Annotated in this window: 23 protein-coding genes; 12 read left to right on the top strand and 11 right to left on the bottom strand. The window is 62.2% G+C overall.

Annotation, left to right across the window (positions count from 1 at the left end; translation table 11 throughout):
- Window positions 1-71: 71 nt before the first annotated feature.
- The 5 genes from F0311_RS09255 to rplI all read left to right on the top strand — a co-directional run bounded on the left by F0311_RS09255 (window position 72) and on the right by rplI (window position 3,259).
- Window positions 72-1,367 carry a M18 family aminopeptidase gene (locus F0311_RS09255; protein ID WP_150461633.1) on the top strand — a complete coding sequence of 432 codons (1,296 nt, stop codon included), beginning with the start codon at window positions 72-74 and terminating at the stop codon, window positions 1,365-1,367.
- 207 nt (window positions 1,368-1,574) lie between these two features.
- On the top strand, window positions 1,575-1,874 hold the full coding sequence (gene rpsF / locus F0311_RS09250; RefSeq protein WP_150461632.1) for a 30S ribosomal protein S6: 300 nt from the start codon (window positions 1,575-1,577) through the stop codon (window positions 1,872-1,874).
- A gap of 59 nt (window positions 1,875-1,933) precedes the next feature.
- Entirely contained in the window at window positions 1,934-2,467 is a 534-nt protein-coding gene (locus F0311_RS09245) for a single-stranded DNA-binding protein (protein WP_150461631.1), read from the top strand.
- A 65-nt stretch (window positions 2,468-2,532) separates the two neighbouring features.
- On the top strand, window positions 2,533-2,778 hold the full coding sequence (rpsR, locus tag F0311_RS09240; protein WP_150461630.1) for a 30S ribosomal protein S18: 246 nt from the start codon (window positions 2,533-2,535) through the stop codon (window positions 2,776-2,778).
- Between the two features lie 28 nt (window positions 2,779-2,806).
- Entirely contained in the window at window positions 2,807-3,259 is a 453-nt protein-coding gene (rplI, locus tag F0311_RS09235) for a 50S ribosomal protein L9 (RefSeq protein ID WP_150461629.1), read from the top strand.
- Window positions 3,260-3,321: 62 nt separating this feature from the next.
- On the opposite strand, the gene F0311_RS09230 is transcribed toward rplI, so the two are convergent.
- On the bottom strand, window positions 3,322-4,434 hold the full coding sequence (locus F0311_RS09230; RefSeq protein ID WP_150461628.1) for a CE1758 family FMN-dependent luciferase-like monooxygenase: 1,113 nt from the start codon (window positions 4,432-4,434) through the stop codon (window positions 3,322-3,324).
- A gap of 772 nt (window positions 4,435-5,206) precedes the next feature.
- Window positions 5,207-5,995: an alpha/beta fold hydrolase gene (locus F0311_RS09225; RefSeq protein ID WP_150461627.1), complete on the bottom strand. Its 789-nt coding sequence runs from the start codon at window positions 5,993-5,995 to the stop codon at window positions 5,207-5,209.
- An 86-nt stretch (window positions 5,996-6,081) separates the two neighbouring features.
- Between F0311_RS09225 and F0311_RS09220 the strand changes: the two genes are divergently transcribed.
- The gene (locus tag F0311_RS09220; RefSeq protein WP_150461626.1) at window positions 6,082-7,542 is read left to right on the top strand and encodes a condensation domain-containing protein; all 1,461 of its coding nucleotides are present in this window, start codon (window positions 6,082-6,084) and stop codon (window positions 7,540-7,542) included.
- A gap of 13 nt (window positions 7,543-7,555) precedes the next feature.
- A complete protein-coding gene (dnaB, locus tag F0311_RS09215) occupies window positions 7,556-8,920 on the top strand; it encodes a replicative DNA helicase (RefSeq protein ID WP_396897431.1) in 1,365 nt (454 codons plus the stop codon).
- Window positions 8,921-9,048: 128 nt separating this feature from the next.
- Here the strand turns inward: dnaB and F0311_RS09210 are convergent, their stop codons facing one another.
- The 5 genes from F0311_RS09210 to F0311_RS09190 all read right to left on the bottom strand — a co-directional run bounded on the left by F0311_RS09210 (window position 9,049) and on the right by F0311_RS09190 (window position 12,406).
- Entirely contained in the window at window positions 9,049-9,471 is a 423-nt protein-coding gene (locus tag F0311_RS09210) for a hypothetical protein (protein ID WP_150461625.1), read from the bottom strand.
- A 66-nt stretch (window positions 9,472-9,537) separates the two neighbouring features.
- Window positions 9,538-9,741 carry a hypothetical protein gene (locus tag F0311_RS09205; protein ID WP_150461624.1) on the bottom strand — a complete coding sequence of 68 codons (204 nt, stop codon included), beginning with the start codon at window positions 9,739-9,741 and terminating at the stop codon, window positions 9,538-9,540.
- Between the two features lie 100 nt (window positions 9,742-9,841).
- Entirely contained in the window at window positions 9,842-10,507 is a 666-nt protein-coding gene (locus tag F0311_RS09200) for a pyroglutamyl-peptidase I family protein (RefSeq protein WP_150461623.1), read from the bottom strand.
- A gap of 3 nt (window positions 10,508-10,510) precedes the next feature.
- Entirely contained in the window at window positions 10,511-10,729 is a 219-nt protein-coding gene (locus F0311_RS09195) for a DUF2207 domain-containing protein (protein ID WP_150461622.1), read from the bottom strand.
- Window positions 10,730-10,990: 261 nt separating this feature from the next.
- Window positions 10,991-12,406 carry a galactokinase gene (locus tag F0311_RS09190; RefSeq protein WP_150461621.1) on the bottom strand — a complete coding sequence of 472 codons (1,416 nt, stop codon included), beginning with the start codon at window positions 12,404-12,406 and terminating at the stop codon, window positions 10,991-10,993.
- 150 nt (window positions 12,407-12,556) lie between these two features.
- Here F0311_RS09190 and F0311_RS09185 point away from each other — a divergent pair, with 150 nt between their 5' ends.
- The 4 genes from F0311_RS09185 to F0311_RS09170 all read left to right on the top strand — a co-directional run bounded on the left by F0311_RS09185 (window position 12,557) and on the right by F0311_RS09170 (window position 15,850).
- Complete coding sequence (locus F0311_RS09185) at window positions 12,557-12,982, top strand: Ohr family peroxiredoxin (protein ID WP_223881231.1); 426 nt, start codon at window positions 12,557-12,559, stop codon at window positions 12,980-12,982.
- A gap of 55 nt (window positions 12,983-13,037) precedes the next feature.
- Window positions 13,038-14,294 (top strand): pirin family protein, encoded by a 1,257-nt coding sequence (locus F0311_RS09180; RefSeq protein WP_150461620.1) that lies wholly within the window; start codon window positions 13,038-13,040, stop codon window positions 14,292-14,294.
- Window positions 14,295-14,365: 71 nt separating this feature from the next.
- Window positions 14,366-14,905 (top strand): NADPH-dependent FMN reductase, encoded by a 540-nt coding sequence (locus F0311_RS09175; RefSeq protein ID WP_150461619.1) that lies wholly within the window; start codon window positions 14,366-14,368, stop codon window positions 14,903-14,905.
- Between the two features lie 129 nt (window positions 14,906-15,034).
- Window positions 15,035-15,850 carry an SDR family NAD(P)-dependent oxidoreductase gene (locus tag F0311_RS09170; RefSeq protein ID WP_150461618.1) on the top strand — a complete coding sequence of 272 codons (816 nt, stop codon included), beginning with the start codon at window positions 15,035-15,037 and terminating at the stop codon, window positions 15,848-15,850.
- Between the two features lie 154 nt (window positions 15,851-16,004).
- On the opposite strand, the gene F0311_RS09165 is transcribed toward F0311_RS09170, so the two are convergent.
- Genes F0311_RS09165 through F0311_RS09150 form a run of 4 tightly spaced genes read right to left on the bottom strand, consistent with a single transcriptional unit; the run spans window position 16,005 to window position 20,462 of the window.
- Window positions 16,005-17,132, bottom strand: coding sequence for an L-talarate/galactarate dehydratase (locus F0311_RS09165; RefSeq protein WP_150461617.1), 1,128 nt, complete (start codon window positions 17,130-17,132; stop codon window positions 16,005-16,007).
- A gap of 54 nt (window positions 17,133-17,186) precedes the next feature.
- Entirely contained in the window at window positions 17,187-18,836 is a 1,650-nt protein-coding gene (locus F0311_RS09160) for a tripartite tricarboxylate transporter permease (RefSeq protein WP_150461616.1), read from the bottom strand.
- Window positions 18,837-18,888: 52 nt separating this feature from the next.
- Window positions 18,889-19,440 (bottom strand): tripartite tricarboxylate transporter TctB family protein, encoded by a 552-nt coding sequence (locus tag F0311_RS09155; protein WP_150461615.1) that lies wholly within the window; start codon window positions 19,438-19,440, stop codon window positions 18,889-18,891.
- 2 nt (window positions 19,441-19,442) lie between these two features.
- The gene (locus F0311_RS09150; RefSeq protein WP_150461614.1) at window positions 19,443-20,462 is read right to left on the bottom strand and encodes a Bug family tripartite tricarboxylate transporter substrate binding protein; all 1,020 of its coding nucleotides are present in this window, start codon (window positions 20,460-20,462) and stop codon (window positions 19,443-19,445) included.
- A gap of 173 nt (window positions 20,463-20,635) precedes the next feature.
- Here F0311_RS09150 and F0311_RS09145 point away from each other — a divergent pair, with 173 nt between their 5' ends.
- Window positions 20,636-21,520, top strand: coding sequence for a LysR family transcriptional regulator (locus F0311_RS09145; RefSeq protein WP_150461613.1), 885 nt, complete (start codon window positions 20,636-20,638; stop codon window positions 21,518-21,520).
- The last annotated feature ends 52 nt before the right edge of the window (window positions 21,521-21,572 follow it).

Genomic DNA, 21,572 nt, shown 5'->3' with positions numbered 1-21,572 from the left:
GGGAGGAGTTCAGCAGGTCTTGCGTCTGATGCAGAGTCTGCACACACAGGGGCTCCGATAGTGTGGTGCGCATGAGTCTGAGCGCTGATGAGCTGATCGAGGATCTGGGCCGTTTTGTCACCGAGTCGCCGTCGTCGTACCACGCGGCAGAGGTGGTCGCACAGCGACTGGTGGCTGCCGGCTTCACCCAACTCGGTGAACACCAGGACTGGCCGGCCGAGCCGGGCAAGTACGTGGTGGTCCGCGATGGCGCGGTGCTTGCCTGGATCCTCCCTGAAGGGGCAGCGCCCACCACGCCGCTGCGCATCCTCGGTGCCCACACCGACTCCCCCGGGTTCAAGCTCAAACCCAAATCCACTGTGGTCAAGCAGGGCTGGGTACAGGCCGGGATGGAGATCTACGGTGGGCCGCTGCTGAACTCCTGGCTGGACCGGGAGCTGCGCCTAGCCGGTCGTCTGGTCACCCGCGACGGGGCCACCCACCTGGCGGCCACCGGGCCGGTAGCACGCATCCCCCAGCTGGCCATCCACTTAGACCGGGCAGTCAACAACGAGGGCATCAAGCTTGGCAAGCAGCAGCACACTACACCCATCCTCGGGCTCGCCGGCTCCCCTGACGCAGCCGAAGCCTCCGACGTTCTTAATGTGGTGGCCCGGACTGCCGGGGTGAGTGCCGGTGAGGTGGACGGCTACGACGTCGTTGTCGCTGATGCGCAGCAACCAGCAGTCTTCGGCGCTGAGGGCGAGTTCTTCGCCGCCGGCCGGCTGGACAACCTCTCCAGCGTCTACACCGGCCTGCAGGCGCTGCTTGATACTGACGGATCAGCACCGGTGATCCCTATGCTGGCGGCCTTCGACCACGAGGAGCTCGGTTCGGCCTCCCGCTCCGGGGCGGCCGGGCCCTTCCTGGAGGAGGTCCTGGGCCGGATCTACGAGGCGCTGGGGGCCACGGTGAGCCAGCGGGCGCAGGCGCTCACCGGCTCCTGGCACCTGTCCTCCGATGCCGGGCACGCGGTGCACCCCAACTACCCTGAGCGGCACGACCCGGCCAACCGGCCGCTGCCCAATGCCGGGCCGCTGCTGAAGATCAACGCCAATCAGCGCTACACCACAGATGCCCCGGGGACGGCGATGTGGGCGGCGGTCTGCCGGGCCGCCGGGGTGCCCACCCAGGAGTTCGTCTCCAACAACGACCTCCCCTGCGGCTCCACCATCGGCCCGATCACCGCCACCCGACTCGGCATCCGGACAGTTGATGTGGGCATCCCGCTGCTGTCCATGCACTCAGCCAGGGAGATGTGCGGAGTGGACGACGTCGCCCATCTTGCCGCAGCCGTTACGGAGTTCTTCGCAACGGACGCAATATAAGGGCTTCCGTGTCCAGGAAGAGTCCCCGAAAGTGTTGAGCACTTGCGAGGACCGGGTGCGGGGATGCGATCAGCGCATTTTTCAGCATCGACTTGTCGGTGTATCATTGTAGGGTTGTGCGCCTGCACTGCTGTGCGCACACTACGCATCAGAACCTCCTGTTACGGAAATCCCGTGACCGCAAGACCGAAGGAGGTGGGTTCAATAATGCGTCATTACGAACTGATGGTGCTGGTCGACCCCGAGGTTGACGAGCGCACCGTGGAGCCCACATTGGGCAAGTACATGGAACTGGTCAAGAAGGACGGCGGTTCCGTGGATGAGATCGACATCTGGGGGCGCCGCCAGCTCTCCTACGAGATCCAGAAGAAGAACGAAGCCATCTACGCGGTGGTCAACTTCCAGTCCGCCCCTGACACTGCCAAAGAGCTGGACCGTCTGCTGCGCCTGAATGAGACCATTCTGCGCACCAAGATCATCCGGCCCGAAGAGTTCAAGGTCGCTTAGCATCTCCCACCCTGGGCCTAACACATCTAGGTACACAGCACTAGAGAAAGGTACACAACATGGCTTATAACGAAACCGTCATCACCGTGGTCGGCAACCTCACCGCCGATCCCGAACTGCGGTTCACCCCCTCCGGAGCACCGGTGACCAATTTTGTCATCGCCTCCACCCCGCGCTACTTCGACCGACAGGCCAACGAGTACAAGGACGCCGAGACGCTGTTTGTGCGCTGCTCGCTGTGGCGCGAAGCTGCAGAGAACGTGTGCGAATCGCTGACCAAGGGCACCCGCGTGATCGCCCAGGGCCGGCTGAAGGCACGCAGCTTCGAGGACAAAGAGGGCAATAACCGCACCAGCTGGGAGCTGGACGTCGATGAGATCGGCGCCTCCCTGCGCTACGCCACCGCCAAGATTGAGCGTCAGGCACCCCGCCAGAGCGGCGGAGGAGGCTTCGGCAACAACTCCGGCGGAGGATTCGGCGCAGGAAATTCTGGCGGCGGCTACGGCGGAGGACAGCAGCCCGACCCCTGGGGCGGACAGCCCTCACAGGGCGGCGGCTGGGACTCCGGACGCAATGACGAACCGCCCTTCTAACCCATAAAAACACCAACCATCCCGCGTGAAAGCGCGGGCTCCCATCTAGGACAAGGAGCACCACGATGGCACGACAGGCTGAGGCCAAGAAGCCCATCAAGCCCAAGGCAAACCCGCTGAAGGCTGCTGACATCAAGGTCATTGACTACAAAGACACCGCCCTGCTGCGGAAGTTCATCTCCGACCGGGGCAAGATCCGCGCCCGCCGGGTCACCGGCGTCTCCGTGCAGGAGCAGCGCAAGATTGCCCAGGCCATCAAGAACGCCCGTGAGATGGCCCTGCTGCCCTACTCCGGCGCCGGCCGCGGCTGAGACCACTGAGGAAGGAAAGGACAAACCTATGGCAAAGCTCATCCTGACTCAGGAAGTCACCGGCATCGGGGCCCCCGGCGATGTGGTTGAGGTCAAAGACGGCTACGCACGCAACTACCTGCTGCCCCGCGGCTACGCGCTGACCTGGACCAAGGGCGGGGAGAAGGACGTGGAACGAATCCGCGAAGCTCGCCGAGCACGTGAGATCGCCACCGTTGAAGAGGCACAGGCAGTGGCTGAGAAGCTACAGGCCGCACCGGTGAAGATCGGCGTGAAGACCGGCGACTCCGGCCGCCTGTTCGGCACCGTGGGCCCGGCCCAGATTGCCGAGGCTGTGGAGGCCGCTGGCATGGGCAGCATCGACAAGCGCACTGTTGAGCTGCCCGCGCGGATCAAGTCCGTGGGCCATTACACCGCAACCGTCAAACTGCACACTGATGTGACTGCAAGCCTCGACCTGCAGGTCGTAGCCACCAAGTAGTCAGTAGGCGCACATACGCAAGTGGCCCCGGGAGACTCTCCCGGGGCCACAGTTGTTAAAGCCTAATTCTTCTTGCCGCCGGGGACGGGATCCTTGCCGTCTGCTCTGCGCTGCTTGAGCAGCTGGTGGGTAGGTGGGTCTGGCACGGTCTGCGGGGTGCGGGCGGCGATTTCCTTGCGCAGCACCGGCACCACCTTCTCGCCGAGCAAGTCAATCTGCTTCAGCACAGTCTCCAGGGGCAGCCCGGCATGGTCCATAAGAAACAGCTGACGCTGGTAGTCCCCGGCGTAGTCCCGAAAGCTCAGGGTCTTCTCAACCACCTCCTCCGGAGTGCCCACGGTCAAAGGGGTCATGGTGGAGAAGTCCTCCAGGGAAGGACCGCCGCCGTAGACCGGGGCCCGGTCGAAGTAGGGCCGGAACTCACCCATGGCCTGCTCCTTGGTCTCAGCCATGTAGACCTGACCGCCCAGCCCCACGATCGCCTGGTCTGCCGGGCCGTGCCCATAGTGCTCGTAGCGCTCCCGGTAGAGATCGATCATCCGGCCGGTGTGCTCCTTGTTCCAGAAGATATTGTTGTGGAAGAAGCCATCGCCGTAGTAGGCTGCCTGCTCAGCGATCTCGGGAGAGCGGATGGAACCGTGCCACACAAACGGAGGCACCCCGTCCAGCGGGCGGGGAGTGGCGGTGAAGTCCTGCAGCGGAGTGCGGAATCGGCCCTTCCACTCCAGATTCTCCTCTCGCCAGAGCCGATGCAGCAGGGCATAGTTCTCCACGGCCAGAGGGATGCCTGCGCGGATGTCCTTGCCGAACCAGGGGTAGACCGGTCCGGTGTTGCCGCGGCCCAGAGTCAGATCGATCCGCCCCTGTGCCAGGTGCTGTACATAGGCGTAGTCCTCAGCAACCCGAACCGGATCCGTGGTGGTGATCAGCGTGGTGGCCGTAGAAAGGAGGATCCGCTCGGTTTGGGCAGCGATATGCGCCATGAAGATCGGCGGATTGGCCGGAGCCACAAACGGTGGATTGTGGTGCTGCCCGATGGCGAAGACATCCAGGCCCACTTCCTCGGCCTTTTGGGCGATGGCCACTGTGGCCATGATCCGCTCATGTTCTGTAGGAACACGGCCAGTGGTCGGATCCGGGGTGACATCACCGATGGAAAAGATGCCGAACTGCATAGCTCTCCTGCACAGAATTGAAGGATGGAATGCGGCAGATTACCGCAGCACAAGAATACTTCAAATTTGAAAGAAAAGCATCTGAGTGGGAGTCTCTGATCCAATCGGCGCTGACTAGGGAGCTTATGGGCAAAATGGATCGCCCGGAACCATGGAGCTCTCCCGCACTGTGAATATCCTGTGGATAAGTTGCTGCAGATAGTGTCTATACACCCAACTACAGGTAAACAGCAACTGCCCCAGGGGCTTCTGCCATGCAGGAGAAAAAAGTTTAAGTTCACAGCGTGTCGCTACATCATCGCAGGTCAGAGCCAATTGTGTGAATAACTATCTTCCCAGTCCACAGGGTTTCCCTCAGGTTCTGCACACGACACGCCGTGCAGTCCACATTTTATCCACAACCCTTGTGTGAAGACCTATTGCCTCAGGGCCTTAGCACCGCCTACAGTGTGAATCGTCCCTCCGCACTGATGCGGGTATTGGCCGACATCTGTCGGCGTGCATCCGCGCCAGACCCCGGCTACTTCAGTACGGCCGGACTGAGTGACACAGAACAGGCGAAACCCTGATCACAGGGAGCGTTCGCGGCTGGCCTGTGATCTCTGCAGGGACACTGAAGATCGGATCGCCGGACCTAGGCAAAGGGAAGGGGATCAGAACCCCATTGCCGGGTGCTGATCCTGCCGAAGCCCTTACTTAGGGGCTGGTTCGGCGATCCGATCATCCTTCTGGTCTGTGCGCGGCGGTGCAGGGCTGATCTGTGCAGAGCTGATCAGCCTCGGTGGCGCTGCAGGAACGAAGCCACCCGGCTCGGCCAGGTGGCTAAATCTTCCGGTGTCTCCGCGATGGAGAGCTGCGAACCAGGAATCAGCCGGTGCAGCTGCTCAGCAGTGGAGACCGGATGAGCGTAGTCATCCACCCAGGCTAGGATCTGCATCGGCACACTCAGTGCGGCAACCTCATCCTTAGGCGGCAGGTCAGTCATCGAAGCCCCGCGGAAGATCGAAGGCAGCAGCTCCTGACTCACCGCCGGCACCCGTTCCCGGTGCCGATCGGCCAGGGCCGGCGGTGGCAGCACGGACTCTCCCACTCGCACAAAAGCCCCGATGCCCTCATTCTCCACCAGCTCCGCAGAGTGCAGATAGGACTTGGCCTGGGCAGCCCGGGTGGTCCAGGCCGTGGGCGGAACCAGCAGGCTCAATGAGGCGAAGCGCTCCGGCTCCTTCAGGGAGGCATACAATTGGGTGGCTGTACCCATCGAGGGGCCGCCGGTGTGCACCTGCTCCCCCGGGGCCACCTCATCCAGAAGGGCTAGCAGATCATCAGCCAACCGCGGCCACACATAGTCCTCCGGAATAGCCCGCCCGGTAGAGGAGCCGTGCCCCCGGGCGTCATAGCGCAACACCCGGAAGTCCCGCAGTGCCCCAGTGACATCCAACCCAGCCCAGTGTTCCCGCCAAGCCGAGGAGGTCAGCCCGTGCATCTGGACAAAGAGGGGTCCCTCAGCCGCACCACTGACCTCATAGGCCAGGGTGGCTCCTGCTGTCTGGAAACGATTCATGACTTCTTTCAAGTGTCCGCAGCATTGTTAACCGGAGGTTTCACCCGCGACACGTCTGCGTCGCGGCACCCATCTACACTACGCTCATGCGGCTGACCAATGTCTCCCAAATGCAGGTGCAGCCCGGGCGGCTGCTGACCTACTCGATGACTGCCCAGGCCGTGGACCCGCCTGTCGGACTACCGGTATCCTTTGACCAGGACCGCCATGTCAGTCTGGGCTCCCGCCCAGGTTCCTGGATGGCGGTGTCGTTCCATCTGCCGGTGCAGGCAGACAGAGAGACTATCGCCCAGGCCTGGTTGCATGTGATCGGCCGTCATGGCACTTTGCACACTGTCTTCAGCCGCCAGGATTCATTCGCAAACACACCAACGGCAAGGCTTTCAGGCGCGAAGGCCGCGAACGTCTGCGCGGCCGCCAGGCCAGCGGAATCGCCCCGCAGCCGGGAAAGGCTCTGCGGCGGGCCTCAGACAGATCTGCAGCTGAGCGTAGTGCAGATAGAGCCGGGTCAATGGGAGGAGCTGGACCAGGCGGTACTGGCCCCCGATGCCGCACGTGCCAGCCTGCGTGCTCACTTTGACGCTGTTTGCCAGTCCTTCAACTCACCCTCCTACCGGCTGTGCCTGATCGAAGACCCCTCCGGTGGGCGCACTCCTCAGGTGATCATCGGGTCCGATCATGCCCATGTGGACGCCTGGAGCCTGCTGGTGCTTGCCCGGGATCTGGCCCACTGTGCATCAGATCTGCTGGAGGGCCACCCTCTGGGGGAGGACCTGCCTGTGGCCGAACCCTTCTCCGCGCACTCGGAGCACCTGGAGAACCGGCCCTTCCCTCCCGAAGAGGTGGTCACCCGGTGGCGGGAGATCCTTGAAGCTGGCGGGGGAACCATGCCCACCTTCCCCCTTGACCTCGGGGACATCTCACAGCCGGTGGAGGAGATCGTAGAGATCCGCGATGTCTTCGATGCTGAGGAGCTCACCGCTGTGGAGGCTCACGCCAAAGAGCACGGGGTCCGGCTGATCGCCGTGGCAGTCTCCGTGATGACCCGGTTGGCCGCTGAACTGTCCGGGGAGCCTTTCCGCGCCGTGTTCCCCGTGCACTCCCGCGACGATCAGCGTTGGTACAACTCCGTGGGCTGGTTCATCACCAACTCCGCACTGGAGAACCACGATGCCAGCTACCTCTCCAGCTACGCCGCAGTGAAAGAGGCAACCAAATTGGGCTCCTACCCGCTGGCGCCGATCATGCGGCCCTATGGCGGGATGCCGCAGGACCCCGGCATGTTCGCCATGAGCTGGCTGGACCACCGCAAACTGCCGGTCAACGTAGCTGAGGAGCTTAACCCTCAGCACGTCTCAGCAGTGATCCGCACCGACGGGGTGATGATCTGGTTCGTGATCAACGAGACCGGTATGCACCTACGTTGCCGCTACCCCGACACCAGGCAGGCCCGGCGGTCCATGCGCACCTGGCTGGCCGGGTTGGTCTATGGGCTGCGCGCTCCCCTGGAGCAGCGTGCTCTGCGAGAGATCAAAGCCACCCGGTGAGTAGACTGGCGGGGTGAGTGTGGAGACCTATGACCCGAGCACCGGGGCTGGTGCGGAATCGCGCACCCCGCCGCAGGATATGGTCGCCGAACAGTCCGTACTGGGCGGGATGCTGCTGAACAAGGACGCGATCGCCGATGTGGTGGAGGTGCTGCGGGGCCGGGACTTCTACCGGCCCGCCCATGAGCTGATCTTTGAGGCGATCATCGACCTCTACAGCAGCGGTGAACCGGCCGATGAGGTCACTGTCTCCGATGAGTTGAGCAAGAAGCAGCAGCTGCAGCGAGTGGGTGGACCAGCCTATCTGCACAACCTGGCACAGTCAGTGCCCACCGCCGCCAATGCTGGGTTCTACGCCGATATTGTGCGTGAGCGAGCCATTCTGCGCCGACTGGTGGAGGCCGGCACTAAGATCGTCCAGCTTGGCCACACCGCTGACGGTGAGGTCGATGAGATCGTCAATGAGGCTCAGGCAGAGATCTACACCGTGGCTGAGAACCGTCAGAGTACTGACTACTCGAAGCTCTCCGAGATCCTGGCTCCCACCATTGAGGAGATTGAGGTCAACGCGGCCAACGACGGCACCCTGACTGGTATCCCCACCGGCTTCCGCGACTTAGACGACCTCACCCACGGGTTCCATGGCGGACAGCTGGTGGTCATCGCCGCCCGGCCTGCCATGGGCAAGTCCGTACTCGCTCTGGACTTTGCCCGCTCGGCCTCCGTCAGGCATGGCATGACCACCGCCTTCTTCTCCCTGGAGATGGGCAAAGTGGAGCTGACCATGCGTCTGCTGGCCGCTGAATCTGCCGTGCACTTCAGTGACCTGCGCAAAGGCTCCAGCCTGCAGGACGAGCACTGGGAGAAGATGGCCCGGGCGATGGACAACCTGGAGCAGGCTCCGCTCTACATCGACGATGCCCCCAACCTGTCACTGATGGAGATCAGGGCAAAGTGCCGCCGACTCAAACAGCGGGAGAACCTCAAGCTGATCATCGTGGACTATCTGCAGCTGCTGATGTCTGGAAAACGGGTGGAGTCTCGCCAGCAGGAGGTCAGTGAGTTCTCCCGAACCCTCAAGCTGCTGGCCAAGGAGCTCGACGTGCCGATCATCGCACTTTCCCAGCTGAACCGCGGCTCCGAGCAGCGCCCGGACAAACGCCCCCAGGTCTCCGACCTGCGTGAATCAGGAGCTATCGAGCAGGACGCCGATATGGTCATGCTGCTGCACCGGCCAGAGGTCTACGACAAAGAGACCGAGCGCGCCGGCGAGGCCGACATCATTGTCGCCAAGAACCGCAATGGTCCCACCAGAGACATCACCCTGATCTTCCAGGGGCATTTCCAGCGCTTTGCTGAAATGGCCCGTGACTTCTGAGTTTGTCCCGCTGGCCGGGTCCAGGCCCCGACTGCTCTTGCGCGGTTTGCGCCGCGTTTGACGCCCTAAAGTCGGCTGCTCGCTGTGCTTGCGGCCTCATCGGTGAAGAACTTGTGCTGAGATGTGGTTTACGGGAAGCCGTAGGGGCTGAGCAGGCCCATAATGCGGTCCAGCAGAAGAAAGCCGGTCACCGAGTACAGTGCACCGATCCACAAGGCGTGGGTCAGGCTGAACCAGAAGCGTCCGGTGGCTATCAGCAGCCCGAAAGTAGCGGGCAGGCAGGCCATACCGTAACCGGCCACCACCAGCCATAGACCGATGAGCTCGGCGTTGGCCACCATGAAGACCCCCACACCCAAGGTCCAGATCATAGTGGGCTCAAACAATAGGGCTGCGATCACCAGTCCGGTCACCACCGCCCACAGATAGCGGGCCGCCTGCATGGATTGCTGGGCAACGGTGCGCCGCTCAGCATTGCGAGAGGAAGAGCTGCGGCGCTTGGCCGTGGAGCCGCGGGGATTGCCGCGCGGCTTCTTCTTTCTCCTGCTCATCGGGAACTAAGCTTATCGCCCGGCAGGCAGTTGAGACGCGCACTACACCTGCTGCGCCGCGTCCGGTCAGAGGTCGCTGAGATAAGGGAGCATCAGCACCAGAAGCATCAGCGCGATCCCGATCACCAGAGTGATGGTGACCGCACGGTTGGATGCGGAGACGCCGAGGTCATCGTGGTTCTGCTTCTCCGGGGGCGGTGAATCGTCGTGACGTTGGGCAGCCCGGAGGTTTAGGCGGGTGTTCACCTCATCCTGCTCCTGTGACGGCATGGTCACCTCGCTGCACGCTTCTCAAGGATTGGAACTTCTACTTGCTGCTATTGACTGTAAGCACCTACTCTGAAAGCGACCTGAGCGGGGCGTAAAACTTTCAGTGAAGAGGCCCCAGGGGGGTGGCGTCGTCGTCGTCCTTTTTGAGGGACTCCGCGATGAGCAGATCCAGGGCTGTGGTGGCCTGTTCGGTGCTGACCGGGGTCTCAGGGCTGCGCAGATCGGGCACGTGGACAAAACCGGCGGGGATCTTCAGGTTCTGGGTGCTGATGTGGTGCAGGGCGGTGTAGAGCAGGTCGTTGCACACATAGCTGCCTGCGCTCAGCGAGAGGGCCACCGGAATGCCCGCGGCGGCGATGCGGGCGTGCGCGGCCTTCAGCCGCAAGGTGCTGAACAGGGCGGGAGGGCCCTGAGGCGCCACCGGAGCCTCGGCAGGCTGAGCCCCGGCGTTGTCCGGGATCCGGGCATCGCGGAGGTTCAGCCCCACCCGCTCGAGTCGCACAGCCTCAGTGCCTGCGGCGAGGCCGAGAGCGATCACCAGAGCGGGAGAGTGACGGTTAATGGCCTCAGTGAGCAGCTTTCCGGCACGGCCGAACTCCACCGGCAGGGTCAGAGGGGTCACCACGACGTCGTGTTCAGCCTGTACGGTCAGCTCACCCTGTTCTGCTCGTTGGGTGAGCAGATCGAGCACATCCTGCGACGGGTTGTGGTCTGCGCCTCCGAAGGGCTCGAAGGCGGAGACCACAACGGTGTGCGGTGCAGGCACGGCTCAGAGCCGACGGCCAGTGCGTTTGGAAAGCTTGAACCACCGTTTGCCGAGCAGTGCAAGGCCAATGACCGCCAGCGGCAGCACGATGAACAGGAAGCTCCAGAATGCGCCCCAGAAGCCCAGGCCGTTGAACAGCCCGATGATCACCAGCAGGCCGGTCAGTACGGCGGCGCCTACCAGCAACCACCCGATCTTGTTGAGTTTCTCCAGATCTGCCACAGTCCGTTCTCCTGTTCTCGCCTGCTCCCAGTCTAGGGGTGCGTTTGGCTGGGAGGGGAGGCAGCACCTCGGGAACGTTCTGTCGTCCAGTGCCTACCGTGTTCAGGCTTCCTGTCAGTTGAGGTAAGTCGCTGCCATCCTCCCGCCCAGGTGAACTTATCCCCGCGGGTGCGGGGAGCACGATTCTAGAACCACTCAACATCGGCTCATCTCCGCATCTGGGCGGAGAGTTTTACGTCGTCACAGTCTAGTCCGTATCGCTCACACCGCCCTGGCCGCGGCGGAGGGGGTGACCTCCAGGAAGCGGATCTCGGGGGAGAGGCGCGAGCATACGCCCACCAGGTCATCCAGCTGAGCCCGTGGCACCAGCGCCAGCACCGAGCCGCCGAAACCACCGCCGATCAGCCGGGCGCCCAGAGCCCCGAACTGCAGCGCAGCGTCCACCACCTGGTCAGCCAGTCGGAAGCTGACTTCAGCCTGCTCCCTCATCGAGGTGTGGCCGGCGGAGAGCATATCCCCTAGCGTCTGTGCAGTATGCGAAACACCATGCGCCTCAGCAGTGACCAGCGCATGGATCTTCTCACTGCGCAGCATCTCGCCCAGGGCATGCTTCAGCCGCCGCCGGCAGGCCTCAGCCTCCAGCCCACCGAAGTCCGTGCCATTCTTCACCGCCTGGTCGAACCTCTCCAGCAGCAGCTCCATATCAGTCTTCCGCGGCTTGGCCGGCAGCGCATCGCGCAGTCGCTCCACCCCCAGCGCCGCCGTGGCAGCCTCCGCCTCCACCCGTCTGGAGCGGAACTTCCCGTCCGCCAGCTCGTGGGGCTGACCAGTATCGATCGCCAAAAACTGATAGTCACGCAGCAGAAACGTCAGATCTGTCCGGGTCATCGAGAAATCCCGGCAGTCCAGGGACATCAGCTTGCCCTTGGCAGCGCGCAGCGAAGCGTTCTGGTCCAGCCCGCCGGTGCCGGCACCCACCACCTCAACCTCGGCCCGGATGCAGACCTGGGCCAGCACTGCCCGGAGCGCATCGGTCAGCGCCTCGTTGAGTTCCTCCTTCGGGTTCTCCGCACCCAACGGGGTGCCCGTGGCCGCAAATGCCAAAGCTGCAGCGCATTCCAATGAGGCCGAGGAGGACAGCCCCGCACCGATCGGCAGAGTAGAGCGGATCAGCAGATCAGCACCGTAACCCGGTTCCAGGGTCAGCTCCGGATGCTCCTCACCAATTTGACCCAGCGCCCACAGCACCCCGGAAACATAAGCAGTCCAGGAGGGGGTACCCTCCAAAGCAGGCGAGCCGGCGGCATCGGAGAAGCTGCGCGCCCCCGAACCCTGAATCGGCGCGGAAAACCCGGCATCAGCGCCGGTCCTCTCTCGGCTCAATCCGGCAACGTCGATCTCTATGAGGCCCTCATCGAGTTTCGGGTCCAGAGTGCGCAGCCGCAGCACCCCGTCGGTTCGTGCAGCAGCAGCAACATAGGTGCCGTGACGCAGGGCTACCGGCAGGCACCGTCCGCCGTGGAAGTCGATGTGTTCGCCGTTGAGATTGGCCCGGCCTGGGGCGAACCACACTCCGGCGGGCTCCTGTTCGAAAACCTGGGCAAAGCGTGCGGCTAGGGCCGCGGCAATCGACTCAGCATCCCCGGCAGCCAGCCAGCGGGCGGAATTTTCACGCATGAGCTCCAATTCTGCCACTGACCAGGCCCGCAGTGCGCATCGCTGAACACCACCCCTAGCCAGTCAGCCCAGACTGTGATGGTCTAGTAGAGAAAGCACGACGACGCCGCACCCGGCTCGTCACCGCAAATGAACGAGGAGGAGCTCACCATGGCAATAGACGTGAAGTACACCGCAGAGGCCCTGGCTACCGGCGGCGGTCGCGTAGGTCAGGCCAGGACGGCTGACGGTGCCCTGGATGTCGCCCTGGCCCAGCCCAAGGAGATGGGCGGCTCCGGAGAGGGTCTCAACCCCGAACAGCTGTTTGCCACCGGCTGGGCCGCCTGCTTCCTGGGCGCTACTAAGAAGATGGCTGGTAACGACTATGACACCACCGACGCCTCGGTGGGTGTGAAGGTCAGCATCGGCGCTGACGAGGACGGTGGGGTCGCGCTGGCCGCTGAGATTGAGGTGGTGCTGCCCAAGCTGGACCAGGCTGCCGCTGAGGAACTTGCCGAGAAGGCCCACGCGTTCTGCCCCTACTCCAAGGCCACCCGCGGCAATATCGACGTCAAGGTGACTGCCGTTCAGGATTGAGGCCGCTGGGCCTGCGCCTCTGTACGCAGTGGTTCAAATTTGAAACACTAAGACGATGAGCAACACGGAGGCGCAGCCCAAGGAGCAGGTCTGCATCAACGGACCCTACACCTTCGACTCTGCCGGAGGTGCAGATGACCGCGCCGGCTCACCCGGGACTGGATCTGCCACTGCTGAGGGGCAGCTGAGTCCGGGCATCACTGAGGCCGGAAACGGGGTCCAGCTGCTTCAGCCCCGCGATGTGCCGCTGGGCGGGCCGCGGGCTATGAACGTCCGGCGAACCCTGCCGCAGCGGGCGCGCTCGCTGGTGGGGGCCTGGTGCTTCCTGGACTTCTACGGGCCGGACGATCTCACTGAGGCCACCCCGATGCGGGTCCCGCGCCACCCGCACACCGGCCTGGCCACCTGCTCTTGGTTGTTCTCCGGGAGGATTGACCACCTCGACTCCGCCGGGAACTGGGCCACGGTGCGGCCCGGGGGCGTGGCGCTGATGAATGCCGGACGTGGAATCAGCCACTCCGAGTACTCCACCGCCGATACCAAGATCCTCCACGGAGCCCAGCTGTGGTACGCCTTTCCGGACGAGCACCGGTTTGTCGAGCCCAGCCTGGAGTCCCACCACCCTGAGCCTGTCCGCGGTGAGGGCTGGGAGGCGAAGGTGTTCCTGGGCGAACTGCTGGGCTACCGGTCACCGGTGAAGACCTACCTCCCGCTCACCGGTGCCGAGATCCGCCTGGAGCCAGGAACATTCCTGGAGATCGAGGTGCCCAACGGTCATGAGCACGGCCTGCTGCGGGTCTCCGGAGCGGTGGCGCTCAATGACTGTGAGGTGCCGGCCGATCACCTGGCGGTGGTCGACACCGGTGCCACAGTGCTGCGCGTTCAGGCTCATGAGGATCCGGTGCTCGCCCTGCTGATCGGTGGCGAGCCGCTGGGAGAGCAGATTGTGATGTGGTGGAACTTTGTGGGCAGGACCCACGAGGAGATCGCCGCCTACCGTGAGGCTTACCAGGCGGAGATGGGATTCGGGGCCCCTGATGAGGACTCACCGCTGGCCGCCAAGCTGAGTGGAGTGCTGTCGTCATCTCCTGGAGTGGAACTAGCTTCTCAGCCTGATGGCACCCAGGAGGAGGTCGACGTCGCCCCCGGGGCCCTGGGTGAGACGATTGCCGGAGAATTGCGGGATGCCCTTACCGGCACTCAGTACCGCGATGGCCGCCCGTTTCCGCAGTTCGGCGACTTCCCGCCCGGCCAGGCAGCTCCGCTGCCGGCACCGGCACTGCCGAACACCCGCATGAAGCCCCGCGGCTGATTCGCCCCGACTCCCCGTCACGACACATCCCGAGCCAGCTGACGGACAGCCTGGGGCGCTACGGTAGGGGCATGGTGAAAATCGGGTACATCGTTGGCAGTTTCGCACAGGACTCCATCAACCGGAAGCTGGCCCGGGTGATCGTGGAGCAGGCTCCAGAGCGAGCGGAGCTGGTAGAGATCGACATCACGGCGCTGCCGCTCTATGACCGGCACATGGATGCCGACTTCCCCCAGGTGCTGCGCGAGTTCAAGGATCAGGTGGCGGCGGTGGACGGGCTGCTGGTCGTCTCACCGGAGCACAACCAATCTTTCCCCGCGCCGGTGAAGAACGCTATCGACGTACTTTCCCGCCCGCCGAAGCAGGGTCAGCTGGCCGGCCTGAAGCTGGGGATTGCTGGGGCCTCGCCCGGGCGCTACGGCACCATCAACGGCCAGTCGCAGATCCGCCAGTTCCTGCCTCCGCTAGGGGTGAAGCTGATGGGGGTCCCGCTGTTGGCTGTGCATGCCACCGGTGATACGTTCCATGACGACGGTACCGTCGATGAGCAGACCACCCGCCGGGCGAAAACCTATATCGAGGCCTTCACCGAGTTCGTGGAATCCCACTGAACCGGGTAAAGCACGACGCCGTGTGCTCACTTGAGCACTCAGCCGAGCACTGTCACTCGGTCCAGTACCGGGCTACTCTAAGCATACGGCGGGGCAGGCCCGTCTGTCTGATGCGGGAGTGAGTATGCGATGAACTGTGCAGGGAAAGTTTTTGTGGTGACTGGAGGCGGGGCCGGCATTGGTCGGGCCACAGTGCTGGAGCTGATCCGCCGAGGAGCCCGGGTGGCCGCGGTGGACCTCAACGCCGAAGGTCTGCAGGAGACGGCGGACGAGGCCGAAGCGGGTAAGAACCTCAGCCTGCATGCACTGAACATCACCGACCGTGACGCTGTGCTGGCCCTCCCGCTTGAGGTCACTGAGGCGCTCGGCCCGGCTGACGGACTGATCAATGTGGCCGGCATCATCCAGCCCTTCATCCACGTTGAAGATCTGAAGTTCGAGCAGATGGAACATGTGGTCGATGTGAACTTCTGGGGCACAGTCAACGTGGTCAAGGCATTTCTGCCCGGCCTGAAGAGCCGGTCGGAAGCCTCACTGGTGAACGTTTCGAGTATGGGTGCGCTGCTGCCGGTGCCCGGGCAGAGCTTCTACGGCGCCTCTAAGGCTGCGGTGCGACTGCTTACCGAGGGTCTCTACGCCGAGTTGCTGGATACCTCCGTGACGGTCACCGAGGTTTTTCCCGGCGCAGTGGCCACCGAGATCACTAAGAATTCAGGCGTGGAGACCTCCGATCATGGCGGTGACACCTCCCGGGCCACCTCTCCGGAGGAGGCGGGACGGGTCATCGCTGATGCTATTGAGCGCAAGCGGTTCAGGGTGATGATCGGAAATGATGCCCGGCTCTTCGACATCCTCTCCCGGGTAGCTCCGAAGCGCGGCATCACCATGATCGCCAAGAAGATGAAGGATCTGGTCACCGCCCGGGCCAAAGAAGTCGGCATCTGAATCATCGCATTGTCAGGCTCCTGGCTTGAGCTATACCGAGACTGTGGCGTAGCAGTAGGCTGCCACTTGCCAAACGCTAAAAGGGTCAAAAGCACGACGCCGTCGGGAAAGTATGTGCTCCGATCGAATGGAGTCAGAGGGGCACAATCGTGGTTCAATCTTTTCCGTACACCGCTGAGGCTACGGTCCAATCCCTGGCTTGGCCGCTCATGGTGATGCCCAGTCCCGGGCGATCCGGGATCAGCATCCGTCCGTCCTGGGTCTCCAGGCGCTCGTTGAACAGGGGATTCAACCAGTCGAAATGCTCCACCCACGGCTCGCGGGGGTAGCAGGCAGCCAGATGGAGGTGAATCTCCATGGCAAAATGCGGTGCCAGGTCGAGCCCCTTCTGATCAGCTAGAGTGAGTAACCGCATGAATTGGGTGATCCCACCCACCCGTGGAGCATCTGGCTGGATGATGTCGCAGGCCTCCCCGTCGATGAGCCGCTGATGCTCAGCAACTGAGGACAGCATCTCCCCGGTGGCGATGGGAGTATCCAGGGTACGGGTCAGACGAGCATGTCCCTCCATATCGTAGGCATCAAGCGGTTCCTCGATCCAGACCAGGTCGAACTCCTCCAGACGGCGCCCCATGCGAAGGGCGATGGCTCGATCCCACTGCTGGTTGGCGTCCACCATGAGGGGAACCTGGTCTCCGATGTGCTCGCGGATGCCTCGTACCCGACGGAGGTCCTCGGAGTTGTCTGGCAGTCCCACTTTGATTTTGATCCCGCCGATGCCCTCTTCGATGGACTGACTGGCACGCTCCTTAACCTCTTCCAGAGATGCGTTAAGAAATCCGCCAGAGGTGTTATAAGTCCGAACAGAGTCCCGGTGTGCACCCAGCAGCTTGGCCAGGGGAAGATCAGCGCGTTTGGCTTTCAAATCCCAGAGGGCGACGTCTACTGCAGCCAATGCTTGGGTAGCTAGTCCCGACCGTCCTACCGAAGCTCCTGCCCACTGCAGTTTGACGTTCAGTCGCGCGATATCATTAGGGTCTTCACCAATGAGGATCTCAGCGACTTCCTTAGCGTGGGCGAACTGAGCGGGTCCGCCGGCTCGTTTGGAGTAACTGAAGCCCACTCCGTAGATGCCCTGCTCAGTGGTGATCTCCGAGAAGAGAAATGCCACTTCGGTCATCGGCTTCTGCCGTCCGGTGAATACTTTGGCATCGGAGATAGCGGTCTTCAGCGGCAAAATCACAGAGGAAAGCTTGACTGAACGGATGGAATCGGCAGGCATGAGGCTCCTTCGGTCAGGGACAAGTGGTGGGGTTTAACGAATCTGGGAAAGGGTTCATCTGTCCGGCTTGGCCGGAGGCTTCTTCTGGGGCTCACCGCTAGCAGTTGCGGCGGTATCTTTCTCTTCGGTTTCGGTGTGGTGAGATCTGCTCTCAGCGGTGTTCTCTTGAGATGAGTCCTGCTGTGTGGTCTCGCCAGCAACAACGTCGAGAAGGGAATCGGCTCCCTTCCGGTGCGCCACGATTTTGAACACAAGCGGCAGGATGAGGACCAAGACGAATACGCTGAGCAGAGTGAGTGTGATGGGTCGTTCGGAGACTCGGCTGACATCGCCCTGGAACATCATCAGGCTGCGGCGGAAGTTGTCCTCCAGCAGTGAACCGAGCACGAATGCCAGGACTAGCGGGGCCGGGTCGAACCCGAACTTCTTCATCAGGTAGCCGAGCACACCAAAAACGATCACGACCATGACTTCAAAGAACCGGTTGCTGATAGTGAAGGCGCCCATACAGACGATCAGCAACGTGATCGGCGCCAGAATAGTGGAACGCACATAAAGAATCCGGACGAACAGGCCGATCAGTGGAATGGCGAGGATGATGAGGATCAGATTCCCGATGTACATCGAGTTCACCACACCCCAGAATAGTTCGGGGTTGGTGTCCACCAGCTGAGGACCGGGGGCGATCCCCTGAATCATCAGGGCGCCGAACATTACTGCCATGGTGGCGTTAGCTGGAATACCCAGGGTTAGAAGGGGGATAAAGGAAGAGGTCGCTGCGGCGTTGTTTGCCGTCTCAGGTCCGGCCACTCCCTCAATGGCACCTTTACCGAAACGCTTAGGATCTTTGGAGAGTCTCTTCTCCATTCCGTAGGAGACCATTGATGAGACGGTGGCCCCACCCCCCGGAAGAATCCCCAGGAAGAATCCAAGTACCCCGCCGCGGGCAATTGGCCCGGCGGACTGTTTTAAATCAGCCTTATTTGGCAGCACCTTATCTACCTTGATGGGTTTGGGTTGGGCCAGGTGCCGTTTCTCAAGGTTGTAGAGAATCTCAGCCAGGCCGAAGACACCCATGGCGATGGGGACGAATTGCAGTCCGTCAGAGAGCTCTAGGTTGCCGGCGGTGTAGCGCAGTTCTCCGGTGAAGGCGTCGCGCCCCACCACTGCGAATAGCAGCCCCAGAGCTGCAGCGACAAGGGCCTTGAGCATGGTGCCGTTAGAAATGGTGGCCACCAACAGAATGCCCAGAAGGGTCAGCGCCGCATATTCTGGGGGTCCGAAGCGCAGTGCCCAACCGGCGATGATCGGGGCCACGAAGGTCAGCGCGATGATGGCGATGGTTCCGCCGATGAAGGAGGCGATGGCACCGATTCCCAGCGCCTTGCCGGCTTGTCCTTTCTGTCCCATGGGGTAGCCGTCCAGGGCGGTGATCGCCGAACTGGTTTCCCCGGGAAGTTTGAGCAGCACGGCGGTGACGGTTCCACCGTAGATTGCCCCGTAGAAGATGCCGGCGAGCATAATGATGGCGGTGACCGGTTCCATGCCGTAGGTCATCGGCAGCAGGATGGCGATGGTGGCAGCCGGTCCAAGCCCGGGCAGGACGCCGATGACCATGCCGACGAGCACGCCAATGATGCAGAAGAGGAAGTTCTGAGGTTGCAGGACAACCTCGAAGCCCTCTATGACCGGGGCGAAGTCCATAATGCTGACGGCCTTTCAGATGTCTTCGAGCGGGTCGGTACGGGGGTGATGTTCAAAACAGGCGGGGAAGGGGAACGTTGAGCCCCGTGACGAAGATGAGGTAGAACCCTGCTACTGCTGCTACGGACAGGGGTATGGAGAGCAAGTATTTCTCTTTCCCGAGGACGCTCATCCAGAAGACGGTGAGCAGGACAGCTGGGATTTCAAAACCTATGTGTGGCATCAGCTGAACTGCCACAGCCAGAGAGACCGCGCCGACGCCGACAGCTGCTGCGTTGAAGGTGAGCCTCTCCGCGTCGTTGAAACTCTTAGCCTGCAGCATGATGAGTGCGCCTAGCAGGATGAGAAGCGCGGAGAGTATTCCGGGCCAGGTGCCTGCTCGCGGCTGGGTCAGTGACCCGAAGCCCAAGTCCCAGGCTACGAGCAGGGCACCTATCCCGAGCAGGGAGACAACGGCACCACAGACAAAATTGGTAACTGTCCCGGCGCGTTCGGGGACGTAGTCAGCGGTGGTGAGGAGGGCGTCGTTCTGTTCTGTACTCGAACCGGACTCATCTGTGAGTTGGCTTAGAACGTCCTCAGTTTTCTCCCTGGTGCGGCTCACGGTCAGTTGTCCCCGCCGAGGTTGATGCCGTGCTCGTCGACCAGTTGGGCGTAGTGCTCAGCCAGGTCGGTCCACTCCTCGCGGACCTGCTCTCCGGAGATCTCATGGGGGGTGAGGAAGTTGTCTTCATTGAACTGCTGGTAGTCCTCGGTGGCAAAAATCTCCTGCAGGCCTTCCTCGAGGGTCTCCAGCACATGATCGGGGGCACCAGCAGGCATAGCCAGGGCGCGGTACTGGGAGACAGGCACGTCATAGCCTTCCTCCACCGCGGTGGGAACGTCAGGCAGGTAGTCGATCCGATCATCGGAGAACAGCAGGATCGGCTTGACGGTACCTGCTTCGATCTGAGGCATTGCCTCGCCCACCTGGACAGTGGCAACCTCTACCTGATTGCCCATCACTGCGGTCAGAGCCGGGGAGCCCGAGTCAAAGGGGACTTCATTGCCGTCAATTCCCGTCTCGGCGATCAGCACCAGCATGGCTAACTGGGCAGCGGTACCTACACCGGTAGTGCCGAAGTCGATGGTCCGGTCAGCGTTGAGCATGTCATCGAGGGTATCGAGCTCACTGTCAGCGTTGGCGATCAGGATATAATCATCCTGTGAGAGACCGGCAATGATGTCCAGATCGTCCAGTGTCACCTGCTCGCTCTCTGGTACCACCATCGAGGTGATGGTGATCAGGGAGGCGTTGAGCAGCACAAGTTCGTAGCCGTCGGGATTCCGGTTGGCTACTTCCTGAGTAGCGATTGCCCCGTTAGCTCCGGGCTGGTTCTCCACGGTCATTGGTACGCCCCACACGCCTTGGGAGCCGTTGGCGACGGCGCGGGCAATGAGGTCGGTGGAGCCACCGGCATCTTGTCCCACGGTCAACCGGATGGCCTGGGTAGGGTAATCCTCACCATTATCGTCACCGTTGTTTCCGTTGCCCCCTGTGGTGACGTTTCCGCAGGCACTGATGAGCAGTAGCCCCGTGAGGGCTGAGACGGCGGTGGTTTTGCGAGTGATTGAACTCCAGAACATAACTCCTCCTTTGGTGCGTTCTGGTGGTTTCCGCTCTGTGAGCAGTAACACGTGATTCAGGTCACTCATGAGCGTAAACAAAAGACTCGATACCTGTCCAAGCCATATGAAGCATGACCTGATACCCTCAATGCATCATTTTGAGAGACTTCCCTTGAATGGAGGCTGGGCTGATGTTCACCTTGACTCAGGCTCGTGCGTTCATAGCGGTAGCCGAGGAGTTGCATTTCGGGCACGCTGCTGATCGGCTCCACATGACACAGCCTCCGTTGAGCAGGCAGATCCAGAAGCTGGAGAAATCCTTGGGGCTCAAACTGTTGCTCCGTCATCCGCGTGGGGTAAGCCTGACTGCAGCCGGTGAGGCGTTTCTCCTGGAATGCCGACAGCTCGTTGCCCAGGCCGAGCAGGCTCCTCGTCGAGCTCGCCTGATCGCATCTGGACAGGTGGGCGTTGTGCGGTTGGGGTACACCGCAGCTTCGGCATACCGGGTCCTGGGCAGTCTGCTCACTCAGATCAAGGAGGCCTTTCCGGGAATCACTGTGGAGCTTCACGAAATGGTTTCTGCCCGGCAGCTCGAGTCTCTGCGCAGTGGGAGCATCGACATGGGGCTCACCCGGCCTCCGTTTCATCTCGAAGGTGTTGAATCGAACATGGTGCTCACGGAGTCGCTAATCGTGGCTGTGCCCAGCAAACATCCTTTGGCCGTGCGCGGCCAGCCTATTCCCCCCGAGGAGCTTCAGGGGGAGCAGATCCTCATGTACTCCCATGGGCAGGCTCGGTATTTCCATGACCTGGTGGTGGGGCTTATCGATGTGCGTCCTGAAAAGGTCTCACATACAGCAAGTCAGGTGCTTACTTTGGTGGCATTGTCAGCGGCGGGGCACGGCCTGTCGCTCGTTCCAGAGTCCGCTGGGCAACTGAGCATCCCGGGGGTGACCTTCCTTCCTCTGCGCAATGCGCCTAGCGACCTGGTTCAGCTGCACGCCACCTGGCTCTCGTCTTCCACCAACCCTGCCTTGCACAAGGTCGCAGGGTTACTACAGGAGATTTCTTTATGATGCACGCAAGGTATCAATCCATACAACTGTAGGCTTGGACAGGCATGACACC

This window comes from Nesterenkonia ebinurensis (assembly GCF_008711175.1).
In the GTDB taxonomy this organism is placed as follows: domain Bacteria; phylum Actinomycetota; class Actinomycetes; order Actinomycetales; family Micrococcaceae; genus Nesterenkonia; species Nesterenkonia ebinurensis.
The sequence above is the reverse complement of the archived record's forward strand: the minus strand, read 5'-3'. Positions and strand labels throughout refer to the sequence as shown.

Excerpts from the sequence above, each read along its gene's own strand:
- F0311_RS09255 (WP_150461633.1), top strand. The coding sequence starts at position 72 with ATGAGTCTGAGCGCTGATGAGCTGATCGAGGATCTGGGCCGTTTTGTC.
- rpsF (WP_150461632.1), top strand. The coding sequence starts at position 1,575 with ATGCGTCATTACGAACTGATGGTGCTGGTCGACCCCGAGGTTGACGAG.
- F0311_RS09245 (WP_150461631.1), top strand. The coding sequence starts at position 1,934 with ATGGCTTATAACGAAACCGTCATCACCGTGGTCGGCAACCTCACCGCC.
- F0311_RS09175 (WP_150461619.1), top strand. The coding sequence starts at position 14,366 with ATGGTGAAAATCGGGTACATCGTTGGCAGTTTCGCACAGGACTCCATC.
- F0311_RS09180 (WP_150461620.1), top strand. The coding sequence starts at position 13,038 with ATGAGCAACACGGAGGCGCAGCCCAAGGAGCAGGTCTGCATCAACGGA.
- F0311_RS09230 (WP_150461628.1), bottom strand. The coding sequence starts at position 4,434 with ATGCAGTTCGGCATCTTTTCCATCGGTGATGTCACCCCGGATCCGACC.
- F0311_RS09225 (WP_150461627.1), bottom strand. The coding sequence starts at position 5,995 with ATGAATCGTTTCCAGACAGCAGGAGCCACCCTGGCCTATGAGGTCAGT.
- F0311_RS09205 (WP_150461624.1), bottom strand. The coding sequence starts at position 9,741 with ATGCCGTCACAGGAGCAGGATGAGGTGAACACCCGCCTAAACCTCCGG.
- F0311_RS09220 (WP_150461626.1), top strand. The coding sequence starts at position 6,082 with ATGCGGCTGACCAATGTCTCCCAAATGCAGGTGCAGCCCGGGCGGCTG.
- F0311_RS09210 (WP_150461625.1), bottom strand. The coding sequence starts at position 9,471 with ATGAGCAGGAGAAAGAAGAAGCCGCGCGGCAATCCCCGCGGCTCCACG.
- F0311_RS09165 (WP_150461617.1), bottom strand. The coding sequence starts at position 17,132 with ATGCCTGCCGATTCCATCCGTTCAGTCAAGCTTTCCTCTGTGATTTTG.
- F0311_RS09160 (WP_150461616.1), bottom strand. The coding sequence starts at position 18,836 with ATGGACTTCGCCCCGGTCATAGAGGGCTTCGAGGTTGTCCTGCAACCT.
- F0311_RS09185 (WP_223881231.1), top strand. The coding sequence starts at position 12,557 with ATGGCAATAGACGTGAAGTACACCGCAGAGGCCCTGGCTACCGGCGGC.
- rplI (WP_150461629.1), top strand. The coding sequence starts at position 2,807 with ATGGCAAAGCTCATCCTGACTCAGGAAGTCACCGGCATCGGGGCCCCC.
- F0311_RS09190 (WP_150461621.1), bottom strand. The coding sequence starts at position 12,406 with ATGCGTGAAAATTCCGCCCGCTGGCTGGCTGCCGGGGATGCTGAGTCG.
- F0311_RS09150 (WP_150461614.1), bottom strand. The coding sequence starts at position 20,462 with ATGTTCTGGAGTTCAATCACTCGCAAAACCACCGCCGTCTCAGCCCTC.
- F0311_RS09145 (WP_150461613.1), top strand. The coding sequence starts at position 20,636 with ATGTTCACCTTGACTCAGGCTCGTGCGTTCATAGCGGTAGCCGAGGAG.
- F0311_RS09170 (WP_150461618.1), top strand. The coding sequence starts at position 15,035 with ATGAACTGTGCAGGGAAAGTTTTTGTGGTGACTGGAGGCGGGGCCGGC.
- rpsR (WP_150461630.1), top strand. The coding sequence starts at position 2,533 with ATGGCACGACAGGCTGAGGCCAAGAAGCCCATCAAGCCCAAGGCAAAC.